General features: G+C 42.2%; 10 protein-coding genes. 2 read left to right on the top strand and 8 right to left on the bottom strand.

Annotated elements, in window-relative coordinates:
• Positions 1 to 95 precede the first annotated feature (95 nt).
• A complete protein-coding gene (tyrS, locus tag FJR71_RS07510) occupies positions 96 to 1,352 on the top strand; it encodes a tyrosine--tRNA ligase (RefSeq protein WP_140814462.1) in 1,257 nt (418 codons plus the stop codon).
• A 56-nt stretch (positions 1,353 to 1,408) separates the two neighbouring features.
• Positions 1,409 to 2,251, top strand: coding sequence for a putative RNA methyltransferase (locus FJR71_RS07505; protein WP_140814461.1), 843 nt, complete (start codon positions 1,409 to 1,411; stop codon positions 2,249 to 2,251).
• A 51-nt stretch (positions 2,252 to 2,302) separates the two neighbouring features.
• Here FJR71_RS07505 and FJR71_RS07500 read toward each other — a convergent pair whose 3' ends face one another.
• From FJR71_RS07500 to FJR71_RS07465, 8 genes are all read right to left on the bottom strand, one after another.
• Positions 2,303 to 3,601 carry a response regulator transcription factor gene (locus FJR71_RS07500; RefSeq protein WP_140814460.1) on the bottom strand — a complete coding sequence of 433 codons (1,299 nt, stop codon included), beginning with the start codon at positions 3,599 to 3,601 and terminating at the stop codon, positions 2,303 to 2,305.
• Positions 3,602 to 3,613: 12 nt separating this feature from the next.
• The gene (locus FJR71_RS07495) at positions 3,614 to 5,260 is read right to left on the bottom strand and encodes a sensor histidine kinase (protein WP_140814459.1); all 1,647 of its coding nucleotides are present in this window, start codon (positions 5,258 to 5,260) and stop codon (positions 3,614 to 3,616) included.
• A 2-nt stretch (positions 5,261 to 5,262) separates the two neighbouring features.
• Positions 5,263 to 5,874, bottom strand: a complete 612-nt coding sequence (locus FJR71_RS07490) for a YesL family protein (protein ID WP_048691304.1) — start codon at positions 5,872 to 5,874, stop codon at positions 5,263 to 5,265.
• Between the two features lie 194 nt (positions 5,875 to 6,068).
• Complete coding sequence (locus FJR71_RS07485; RefSeq protein ID WP_048691306.1) at positions 6,069 to 7,550, bottom strand: ABC transporter substrate-binding protein; 1,482 nt, start codon at positions 7,548 to 7,550, stop codon at positions 6,069 to 6,071.
• A gap of 63 nt (positions 7,551 to 7,613) precedes the next feature.
• Positions 7,614 to 8,546, bottom strand: a complete 933-nt coding sequence (locus FJR71_RS07480) for a carbohydrate ABC transporter permease (protein ID WP_048691309.1) — start codon at positions 8,544 to 8,546, stop codon at positions 7,614 to 7,616.
• 13 nt (positions 8,547 to 8,559) lie between these two features.
• Positions 8,560 to 9,489, bottom strand: a complete 930-nt coding sequence (locus tag FJR71_RS07475; RefSeq protein ID WP_023022063.1) for an ABC transporter permease — start codon at positions 9,487 to 9,489, stop codon at positions 8,560 to 8,562.
• A 211-nt stretch (positions 9,490 to 9,700) separates the two neighbouring features.
• Entirely contained in the window at positions 9,701 to 11,581 is a 1,881-nt protein-coding gene (locus FJR71_RS07470; protein ID WP_061564636.1) for a beta-N-acetylhexosaminidase, read from the bottom strand.
• Entirely contained in the window at positions 11,575 to 12,444 is an 870-nt protein-coding gene (locus tag FJR71_RS07465; protein ID WP_061564635.1) for an ROK family protein, read from the bottom strand. Before FJR71_RS07465 ends, FJR71_RS07470 begins: the two co-directional genes overlap by 7 nt.
• Positions 12,445 to 12,498: the final 54 nt, after the last annotated feature.

Raw genomic sequence — 12,498 nt, 5'->3', positions numbered from 1 at the left:
GCTATTTCAAGTCATTATGGTAAAATAGAGAGAAACCATACAGATACTGGACTGTTTTCATCGATCCGGCCAGTAGCTTAGAAAAGGAGAGAACGATGCACATTTTTGATGAGCTAAAAGAACGTGGTTTGATTTTCCAAACGACTGACGAAGATGCTTTGCGTAAAGCCCTAGAAGAAGGACAAGTATCGTATTATACTGGCTACGATCCAACTGCTGATAGTTTGCACCTTGGGCACCTTGTTGCAATCTTGACCAGTCGTCGCTTACAATTGGCAGGCCACAAACCTTATGCGCTTGTCGGTGGTGCGACCGGACTCATTGGAGACCCTTCTTTCAAAGATGCCGAGCGCAGTTTACAAACTAAGGAGACTGTAGACGGTTGGGTCACTTCTATCCAAGGGCAATTGTCTCGTTTCTTAGATTTTGAAAATGGGGAAAATAAGGCTGTCATGGTCAATAACTACGACTGGTTTGGCAGCATTAGCTTCATTGACTTCCTTCGCGACATTGGAAAATACTTTACTGTCAACTACATGATGAGCAAGGAATCTGTGAAGAAACGTATCGAAACAGGAATTTCTTACACTGAATTTGCCTACCAAATCATGCAAGGCTACGACTTCTTTGTTCTGAACCAAGAGCACAATGTCACTTTGCAAATCGGTGGTTCTGACCAGTGGGGAAATATGACAGCTGGTACAGAGTTGCTTCGTCGGAAGGCTGATAAGACTGGTCACGTCATCACTGTTCCCCTCATTACAGATGCGACTGGTAAGAAATTTGGTAAATCTGAAGGGAATGCGGTTTGGCTCAACCCTGAAAAGACTTCTCCATACGAAATGTACCAATTCTGGATGAATGTCATGGATGCTGACGCTGTACGCTTCTTGAAGATCTTCACTTTCTTGTCACTGGACGAGATTGAAGACATCCGCAAACAGTTTGAAGCTACTCCTCATGAACGCTTGGCTCAAAAAGTCTTGGCTCGTGAAGTCGTAACACTTGTTCACGGTGAAGAAGCCTACAAGGAAGCCCTTAACATCACTGAGCAACTCTTTGCAGGAAACATCAAAAACCTTTCTGTCAAAGAACTCAAACAAGGACTTCGTGGTGTACCAAACTACCAAGTACAAGCGGACGAAAACCACAATATTGTAGAATTGCTCGTGTCTTCTGGCGTGGTGAATTCCAAACGCCAAGCCCGAGAAGATGTTCAAAATGGAGCTATCTACGTCAACGGCGACCGCATCCAAGACCTTGACTATATCTTGAGCGATAGCGATAAATTAGAAAATGAATTGACCGTTATCCGTCGCGGTAAGAAAAAATACTTTGTTTTGACTTATTAAAAAGAAGACCTCTGAAGCTATGACTTTCAGAGGTTTTTTGGTACACTAGATGTATCATGACGATCAAACCAAAATTACAACGATTTCAGACAGCCACTGCTTTTGCCTGTCCCATCTGTCAAGAAGCCCTCGACATAGTCCAACAAAGCTTGGTCTGCACTAACCGCCACTCCTTTGACCTTGCTAAGTTTGGCTATGTGAACTTGGCCCCACAAGTGAAGGCTTCGAAGGACTATGACAAGGAGAATTTTCAAAACCGGCAACTCGTTCTAGAGAACGGTTTCTACGACCATATCCTCACTAGTCTGTCAGAATGCTTGTCTCCACTGGACCATCCAGCCAACATTTTAGATATTGGTTGCGGAGAAGGCTACTATTCGCGCAGCTTGCAAGAACGGTATCCAGACCATTCCTTTTACGCCTTTGATTTATCTAAGGAATCGATCCAACTGGCTGCCAAAAGCGACCAGGAATGGAAGGTCAAGTGGTTTGTCGGAGATTTAGCCCGTCTCCCTCTTTTGGACCAGAGCATGAACCTTCTCCTAGATATCTTTTCGCCAGCAAATTATCAGGAATTTAAACGGGTCCTGGCCCCAGAAGGTCGCCTTATCAAGGTCATCCCAACAGCCGCCCATCTGCAAGAGATTCGTCAGAAGGTGAAGGACCACCTGGATCAGGCCGATTATTCCAATGAGCAGATTATTCAACATTTCTCTGATCATTTTACGATTGAAAACACCATCCATTGCCAGGAAACCTTCGAACTCACACCAGCATTGCGGGAGGCCCTTCTGAGCATGACGCCTCTCCTCTTTCACGTCAATCCAGCTCAAATTGACTGGAACGATTTGACTCAGGTCACCATTTCTGCCACGATTTTGATCGGAAGAAGCAACTAAAAAATACCCTCCATTGATTAGAAAATGGAGGGTATTTTTCATGTTTTCAGATCAGTCACTTTCCTCTACGCCGATTTGTTGACGGTAGGCTTTAGGAGACTTACCACACAACTTGCGGAATACTTTATAAAAGTAACCGACATTGCTGTAGCCAACTTCATAGCAAATATCTTCAATGCTTTCCGTTGTGGACAACAGCAACTGTTGAGCTGCTTTGATCCTTTGTTTATTCAAGAGCTCTGCAAAGGTGGAATTGGTCTCACGTTTGATCAATTGCCCTAAATAAACAGGATTGATATAGAGATCTTTGCTGATATCCTTGAGCGACAGTTCCTTCCGATAGTCGCGTCCAATTACTTCTAAGACGGTCGCCACATTATTGTTCATCCGATATTGAGAGAAGAAACTCTCCAATTGGTTCCGAACGCAGGTAACAAGATCCTCGAAAGTCGTTGTCTCATGAACAGCTTTCACAACTTCTGTCAGGTCATCTCCCTGCAGGTGTTCAAATAAATGAAAGACATCCATAATGAACTGAATAAAGAGTTGCTTGGCTATCGCTACTTTTGGGGTATGACTTTTCACGGTTTCTTCCAACCAGTTCAACTCCTCCAAAATCTGTTGGATATTTCCCTGAATGATGACACGGTAGATGGGTTCGTAGTAATTAAAGACACCATCTTCTTCCTCCAATGGGAGATCCCCATAAAACAGACTTCGTTCAACAAGCTCTTTAAATTGTTGAAAATGTTCCTTATAAGGTGCTTGGAAACGGCGCTGTAGGAAAGCCCCTTCATCCTCATCGGAAAGATAGAGTTGAAGATTTTTTCCTAAGACCTGATAAGACGAACTGGCAAAGCCTTTCCTTTCCTTATCCACTCCAATCCAGAGTTGTTTTCTCCCTCGGATGGCTTGCTCAAACTCTTCTTCTGACCAGTCTTCATGAAGGAGCCGATTGGCCGTCGCTTGATCTGGATTTTTCAGAGTTTGGGATAATTTTTCTAGGATATTCCCCAGCTCCACCTTATTGACAGGCTTTAACAGATAGTCTGCTACCCGGAGGTTTAAGGCTTTTTTAACATAAGCAAAATCTTGGTACCCCGACATAATGATATAGGCTGCATGGGGAAGAATGGACTGCATTTGATCAATCATTTCCAGACCGGTTTTTCCTGGCATATTGACATCCGTAATCACGATATCCACTGGATAATCCGCAACATAGGCCAAGGCCTGGTCTGCATCCTCTGCTGTGTAAACAACTTCCATATCCCATTTTTCAAAAGGAATCAGTTTTTTCAGCCCCTCCGTAATCATATATTCATCGTCAACCAGTAAGACTTTATACACGATTTTTTCCTCTTAAGCGTCCTTGATGGTAATCGTATAGAGGACACCTTTTCCTTTTTCTGATGTAATTTGAATGTGGTAACGATCCCCAAAGTAGAGAAGGAAACGCTCGTGGACATTGACAATCCCAATGGATTGCCGTCCCTTACTCTCTTCTACTTCTTCTCGAGGATCCCCATGACTCAATATTTGTTGGATCCGTTGCAATTGGCTTGGTTCCATTCCTCTCCCATTGTCTTGGACACGAATTTCCACCGCTTCTCCAACACGACGGACTTTAATACTAATGACATTGTCTTTGCGCTTGTGGTCAACTCCATGGACAAAGTAATTTTCCACTAATGGCTGAAGAGTAAACTTGGGAATAACCATCTCTTCTAAACCGGGTTCAATTTTAAAGCCGTAGGCAATCGATTTTGGATAACGTACCATACAGAGATAGCTGTATTTTCTACAAAATTCCAACTCATTTTCGATGGTCGTCTCCTTCTCCTCTGAAATATTGTTTCGAAGAAGACTACTAAATTCGTAAATAATATCGGCTAATTCTTCTTGATCCTGCATGACTGCATACATGCGAATAAACTCCATGGTATTATACATGAAATGCGGATTAATCTGCGCTTGCAAGGCCTTCATATTGGCATCTTTTTGACTCAGTTGTAGCTGATAGATATCACGGATAGACTTGTCCATATTGTCCAACATGGTATTGGTCGTTTCTGCAACTAAAAGGAGCTCCTGCTCTTTGGTATCCACATTGATCCGTCGCTCAGAATCCCCCTGGCCGATGGCTTCCATGGTATCTACCAAATCCAAAACTTGTTTTTGGTAATTACGGAAAATTCGTTGAAGCAAGAGATACAAGACCAAGACTAGGATTAGGGCGACCGAAATCATCCAGGTAAAACTAAATAAGGCTGTTCGAACCGTGTAAGAGTTCGGGATTCCAACCCAGATCTGATAACCGTAAGCAGTATCTCGCACAATCCACTGGCTATGATCTTTAGGGTTGATATCCCCTCTGTGGTAAAAAACCTTGCCCAAGGGATTATAGATTTGGACGGCAACTGAAATCGTGTCTTGAATATTATCGACGACAGAATCCAATAGCGCTGGATTGATTTTAATGTAAGCCAGTCCAATATCCTCGCCAGTCGTCACATCCGTCAAGGAGACTGGGATGGCTTGTGAACTAGCCACGTATTGATCCGCTGGAACTTGTTGCCCTCCTTTTTTACTTTTACTGGAAACAAAGACCGTTGTATAGTCATTTAACACCAAATCAATTTCATCCAGGACATCGTGTTCCAAGTAAAGAGTTTGAACATTTCGGTGCAGGGAGACTTGAATATAGTTGGAAACATAATTGTCCAGTCGCCAACTTTCGTATTCAGAAGGCGACATTGAAAAGTACTTGTAAACTCCTTCGAGCTTGGCAGGGTTTTCTACCAGACTCTTTCCCCATTGTGTCGATCTTTTGTAGATATCCTCTACCTCAGTAGTCAAGCGGGAAGAAATCAACTGAGCAATCCGTTCTGTTTCTGCTCGCTGATTATGCCAATAAACCAACGATACTGTCACACCTAAGGTCGTGATGATCCCCACCATGATATAGGCATAGAACTTCAAAAGTGTTGCTAACCATATTTTTTTCATAATTAAGAAACCACTTTAGAGCGAATTGTTTCATAGACTGGTTGAAAAATATCATTGACAAAGAAATGCCACAAGCCCAGTAAAACAAAGAAAAATAAAGCCGGAACGAAATGGGTAACAACTCCTAGAAGAAAGGTCCCCAAGAGAAGTTTCGTCACTGCACGAATATCCAAAAAAGCACCAATAAAACTCAACTTCAAGCTGTTGAGATAGGACAAGTCAAAATGGACTTGAAGCTTGAGATAGACTGCAAAAGTCAGGGGAGCCACCAATAAGAAAATCAAATTGACCAATAAGATAAAAATCTGAAATAGGGACAAGTGAGGCAATTGAATCATCAGATACATGCCATAAATAAGAATGGCTTCGATTAAAAAAAATGTATAGAAAACCTGGTTGGCCCGACGGAAGTTTTCTTTATAGAGCGACCAAGCCTCAGACCAACCATATTGTTTGTAATCAGATCCATGTTCGGCATATAGACTCATAATCGTTGCACTAGCCGGCCCAAATCCAAATAGGATGCCTCCACAAAAGGTTAGCGCCCAAAAGATCCCTGTTGCCAGCATGGCTAAGTAGACTCTTGTAAAAATAAATTCAATCATTCTTCCCATAATGTGTCTCCATGTTCATATGCTGTAGAGGGGAACTTACGACTTAGTATAGTTTCCCTAGTACAACTGATGATTATACCCTATATTATAGCACATTTCCTCTGATGGTTTCGATTTCGAAATCATCAACAGAAAAGACTTTGAAGTGCGAAGACCTCAAAGTCTTTTGATAGACTTAAGCAAGTAATGCTAGCTTATTTCTTAGCAGCAAGGTACTCATCGTATTGTTTTTGGATTTCATCCAAGACTTTTTGGTAGGCACCTTCTGATTTCAATTTTTCAAGCATCTTAGGAATTTCAACTTCAGGATCTACTGTACCTGTATTGATGGCACTTGTGAATTGGTTCAAAGTGTTTGTAAGGGCAGTGATTTCTGATTTCACGTTTTCAGTGTTGAAGATGAATCCAAGTGCTGGAGATTCTTTAGCAGTTTCTAAGTCTTTCTTAGATTGTGCAATTTGCTCATCCGTTACGTTTTCGTTGATGTAAAGAATCCAGTTGTTACCTGTGTTCCATCCAGACATGTGAGTGTTTCCGTTGTAGCCATCCAAGACTTTCACACGGTTTTCTTTACCTTCAACTTTTTCCCAGTTCTTGCCTTCTGGTCCGTAAACAAGACCGTTCAAGAGTTCTGGATTTGTATTCAAGAGGTTCAATACTTCCATTGCTTTTTCTTTGTTCTTAGAGTTGTTTGAGATAACAAAGTTTGCAACTTGAGTAGTGTTGTTCTTCTTGTAAAGTTGAGTGAATGGTTTGATTTCGATCTTACGGTTTGCTACACGAGTAAGCAAGCTGTTACCATAGTCAGCAGGTCCTACTGTTTCTTCACGTACCAACCAAGTATCTTGAGAAAGGTCATATCCAGTGTCGCTTGTAGCTACGTCTTTTGGAATATAGCCAGCTTCATAGTATTTATGAAGAGTCTTCAAGTTTTCAACATAACGTGGAATAGTGTAACGGTCAACGATCTTAGTGGTGTCACCTTGCAAATCGACAACGAATGGAAGTCCATCTACTGCAATGTAATCGAAGTCATCAGAAGGTCCACCGTAGCTCTTGTTCATTGCGAATGGAACAACGTTTGGATCTTTTTCTTTGATCGCTTTCAAGACTGGTTCAAGAGAAGCATAGTCTGTGACGTTTGAAACATCAATACCATATTTTTCAAGAAGTGGTCCGTTGAAGGCAAAGTTTTGTGAAGATGCAACGTTGGCTGCAACTGGAACAGCATAGATTTTACCGTTTACAGTATTCCCTTTGATATAAGCTGGGTCAAGTGCTTCATAAAGCTCTTTTCCTTCTTTCTTATACAAGTCTGTCAAGTCAGCGTAAGCACCTTTTTGAGCGTTGATGACATAGTTGTTTGCAAAGGCAATATCGTAGCTTTCACCAGATGAAATGATAACGTTCATCTTCTTGTCATAGTCACCCCAACCAAGGTATTTGATGTCTAATTTAACACCAGCTTTTTCTTCGATGATCTTGTTAGCATTTTCTAACAAGGTATCCAAGTTATCAGGTTTGTCACCGATTTGGTACATTTTGATAACTGTTTTGCCATCTTCACTCTTAGATGATTTTTGGTTATCACCTGTCAAGTTACCACAAGCAGCAAGAGTTGCTCCAAGTGCGAGAACGCTAGCAGAAGCTAAAGCATATTTTTTCCAATTTTTCATGAGAAAAACTCCTTTTTTATTTTTCTTTATTAACATTATGAAGGGTGAGTGAGCAACATTTGCTTACTCTTTAACACCACCGATGGTCAATCCTTTTACAAAGTAACGTTGGAAGAATGGATAGAGGATAGCGATTGGAACTGTTGCCACCACCACCATGGCCATCCGTCCAGTTTCCTTAGGAAGGGATTGGACCGCACCAGCGATTTGACTAGATGCACCGACTGACTTAGAAATGTAATCCATGTTATTTTGGATTTGCATCAGCAAGTATTGAAGAGGATAGAGGTTTTCACTCTTGATATAGAGAAGGGCGTTGAACCAGTCATTCCAGAAGCCAAGGGCTGTGAAGAGACTGATGGTCGCAATCCCTGGAAGAGAAAGTGGCAAACAGATCTGGAAGAAGATCCGCGTCTCACTTGCTCCATCTATCCGAGCAGACTCAAGAATGGCTTCTGGGATCGTCCGTTTGAAGAAGGTCCGCATCAAGATGATATTGAAGGGACTCAATAACATCGGAATGATGAGGGCTCCAACCGTATCTCCTAAATGAAGCAACTGAGTCGTAACGACGTAACCTGGTACCATCCCTGCACTAAAGAGCATGCTCAAGAGTGCAAAGACCGTAAAGAAGTTTCTGTACTTAAAGGTTCTACGAGAGATAGCGTAGGCATAGGTTGTTGTAATAAAGACATTACATGCTGTCCCTACAATCGTCACAAACAAGGTAATAAAGAGGGCTTGAAAAATCTTATCCTTAAATTGGACAAGGAAAAGATAGCCATCTGCACCAAACTTAGCAGGCCAAAATTGGAAGCCGTGAATAGCCAAACTTTGTTCATCTGTCAAGGAAATCATGACAACGAAGATGAAGGGCAAGATACAGGATAGAGCAACCAAGCCGACGATGCTACTAAAGAAGATGTCTGCTTTCTTACTGAAGGAGTGGATCCCAACATTATCAACTTTTTCTTTTTTAATTTTTGATTTTGCCATGGTATCCTCCTTTCTAGAAGAGCGCTGCATTCTTATCAATCCGACGTGCTACAATATTAGAAAGTAAAACGAGAATCAATCCGACAACTGATTGGTAAAGACCAGCCGCTGCGGCCATCGCAATATCTCCTGATTTAGCAAGTCCATTGTAGACATAGACATCAATTACGTTTGTCACACTATAAAGGGCACCTGAATTATGTGGGATTTGGTAGAACAATCCAAAGTCAGCACGGAAGATATTTCCGATTGCAAGGATGGTCAAGACCGTAATCAAGGAAGCCAACTGAGGAATGGTAATGTGGCGAATTCGCTGCCACTTAGATGCTCCATCCACTGTTGCAGCTTCATAGAAGGTTGGATCAATTCCCATGATAGTTGCATAGTACATAACACTGCTATAACCAAAACCTTTCCAGATTCCTAAGAAGAGGAGAAGCGCTGGCCAAATGGCAACCTCTGTATAGAAGTTGATTCCTTTCATCCCAAGTGATGTTAAGATATGGTTAATCAAGCCTTTATCGACGTTTAAGAAGGCATCTGTAAAGAAGCTAATGATAACCCATGACAAGAAATAGGGGAACAACATTGATGTTTGAAACACTTTAACCAAGCGTTTGGAACGCATCTCACTAAAGATAATGGCAATCCCAACAGAAACAATCAAGCCCAAGAAAATAAAGGCTAGGTTGTAAAGGACGGTATTTCTTGTAATGATATAAGCATCTTTAGAACTAAAGAGGAATTTGAAGTTATCAAATCCTACCCACTTACTCTTCATTACACTATCAATAAATCCCTCTCCGGTGATATGATAGTCTTTAAATGCGACAACGTTTCCCAAAACAGGTATGTAGAAGAATAAAATCAACCACGCTGCACCTGGTAAAACCATCAAGAAGAAAATGAGATTTTCTCTCAAGGTCTTAACAAACTTTTTCATCTGACTCCCCCCTTTGTCATTTTACTTTTGGTAACGTTTACATTTTTTATTATAAAACTCTATGAAAACTTTTTCAAACTCCTAATTATAGAAAAAATTCTACAAATTTATGACATAGCCTTAAAAATGGAGAAAAAAGAAGAAGAAATGTCTCCATCGGACATCTTTCTCCTCCTTCAACAGCATTTTCTTTAAAGACACCCTTTTTGAATTAGGTCGTATAAATGGTCGAAGCGGTCGCAATGGTATGCCACTGGTTGGCCGTTGTAGCTGCGAAGTCCTTATCTCCATAGAAATCGTTGAATGGCAAAATCTCTACTTCCAACTCATCGATACGAGAAATGGAACCAGCTAGATAGTCTTCAATACGACTTTCTGCACGCTTGATTCGTTGCAAGAGCCCTCCCATACGGATATCCACGGTATCCAAGCCAAAGACCTTGTTTTCTTTCAACCATTGCTGGCTAAAGAGCTTGTGGAAGGTTTCAATCTGGCTTCTGAGTTTTGGCAATTCTTCCCTAGCAATTTGTTGCAAGCTCTCTTTATCACCTGTTTGATAGGCTTGACGAATGCGTCGTCCCACATCAACCTTGCCACTTAAAATAGCATTCAACTGGGCCTGAGTTTCGAAAAGATAAGCGTAGACTCCAGCTTTTTCTTTAATGTCAGAAAGAATCTCAGCTGCCTGGGCAAAGTGAGGCTTGTCCTGTTCAGGAGTCATGTGCTTATCAAGAATTGGGCAAAGAACATCTTGATAAAAGACATAGCGGTTGGGATTGATACCACTTAGATTTCCTGGTAGATCTGGTAAAAGGTTGGCCAGATCCAGCTGAATAAAGTCCTCAACCGACAGACCTGTATGGACCTTGAAATGAGCTGATAAACGGTCTAAATCATTGCGGTAGCTGAGTTCTGCCCAGATTTGCAAGCTTGGCAGAATAGAGAACTGAGCTGTTTCACCACCATTGTCCCCCCAACCAGTCACAATGACTTCCTTGATCTGATTGGCACGGCAGGCTTTGTTAGCTTCGACAGCGATGAGACGACTGAAATGGTTGTGTGGTGTGAAACCAATCCACTTCCAAGCACCGCCTGCAAAGGCAATATCCTGACTAATCTTGTGGTGATTACCGAAGTTACGGTTGTATTTTTCTTCGCTATCCTGATAATAATCCCAGTAAACCAAGGTCACACGGTCTTTGAGACGGTCAAGATAAACACGAGTTTCTTCTGGAATTTCGACATCACGGTCGTACTGGCCATCAGCTGACATGAGTTTGAAGAACATATCGCTCCACATCTGGCAGTGAAAACCATACTTATCTGCAATATCCAGCACGCGCTCCAAGTGTTGGCACATGAGGAGGCTGCGGTCAACCACACCGTTTAGGATAAGGTAACGTCCCAAACCAACCAGGTGAGCTTCATCCATCCCGATATTGACCTTGCGAGTTTGTAGCTTAGACAACGTCGCAAACATACCATCAATCAGCTCGTAAACTTTTTCTTCGCCAATAAGGAGAATATCCTCTACATCACGGAGTTGCTGGACTTCTTTGACACCCCATTTGACAAAGGCTGATAAGTGAGCCAAGGTTTGGATGCATGGAACAAAAGTCATGTCAAACTGCTGGGCGTAGCTTTCGATTTCCTGTAACTCTTCAGCTGAGTATGCTCCACGGAAATAACCAAAGTAAGGTTGTCCCTCAATCTGATAGGTGTCCTCCATATATAGCTCAAAGGTTGAGTAGCCCATGAGAGCCAAGACTTCAATCATCTGCTTGGCAGATGCAACATTTAGAACCGCATTACGGGAACAATCCGCCATGTAGGCTAAATCTTCGTAAGCAGCCTGTTCTTCAATCTCTACTTTGTCACCTTCTACTAAAGCTGTTGCTAGCACAGACAAGGCGCGGTAAAGCTGATGAGGTTTGTCATAAGTCAATTGATAGTTTCCGCCCTCACCCTTGATAGAAATAGAAGATTGATCAGACTGGGTGACTGCCACTTCTACATCTGGTAGAGAAATGTGATTTTTTAATACTTCAATAGCTTGCGCTTGTTTGGGGCTAAGCCCGGTAAAGTTTACCATTGGTTTTCCTCCTGTAACCAGTTGACAAGAGCACCGTAGAGATTGGCATCTGCCTGATAGGTACAGGCTTGGATAACTGGCGCAATTGTATATTCTTCATATTTTTCCACAAAGACGTCTACCGCTTTTTGCACCCCTTTGATAAAATCTGGGTTCTGACTGATAGAGCCACCTAGGCTAATGACATCTGGGTCGATCAGATACTGAATATTGAGTAGTCCTTGAGCTAGATTACGATTCATCCGCTCAATGGCTTCTTGACAAAGGGCATTGCCTGCTGCAGCCTCTTGGTAAACCTTTCGGCCATCCCAATCGGTTTGACCAGATTTTTCGATGACATAGCGAACCATGCTTCCTGTAGAAGCTAATAGTGACCAGTTGTTGAGTTTTTCTGCTGGTTCGATAGTTGTCATGTAACCAAACTCTCCACCCAAGCCATGGCGACCACGGTGAAGTTTCCCATTGATAATCATGGCCCCACCAATCCCTGTGCCAATGACAACACAGGCTGCATTTTCAATCTCAGGATGAGCTAGCAGTTCACTAAGTCCAACACAGTTGGCATCATTTTCTAGATGGACAGGGAGCTGGTGATGAGCAAGGGCCTCATACCATGAAAATCCATGAATGTAAGGAATGGCACTAATCCCCTCGATCACTCCTGTTTCTTGATTGACCGCTCCTGGAACACTCATAGCAATCCCACGATAGTCCTGTTCTGACAAGCGTTGGTCCAACCAAGCCAACAAATCTTCTAAAGTTTCTGGAGTTGGGGTGCTGGTCTTATCTAAAATCTTTCCATCAGGAGTTAGACTAGCAAACTTAATGCCAGTTCCTCCGATATCAATCGTTGCAATGGTCATTGCTTTCACCTGCAAAAAGGAGCGAGTCAGTAGTTGGTTCTTACTTTTTCGCTC

This window comes from Streptococcus xiaochunlingii (assembly GCF_006385805.1).
Lineage (GTDB): Bacteria > Bacillota > Bacilli > Lactobacillales > Streptococcaceae > Streptococcus > Streptococcus xiaochunlingii.
Note: the sequence above shows the minus strand (reverse complement) of the source record. Positions and strands in the feature narration are given on the sequence as shown.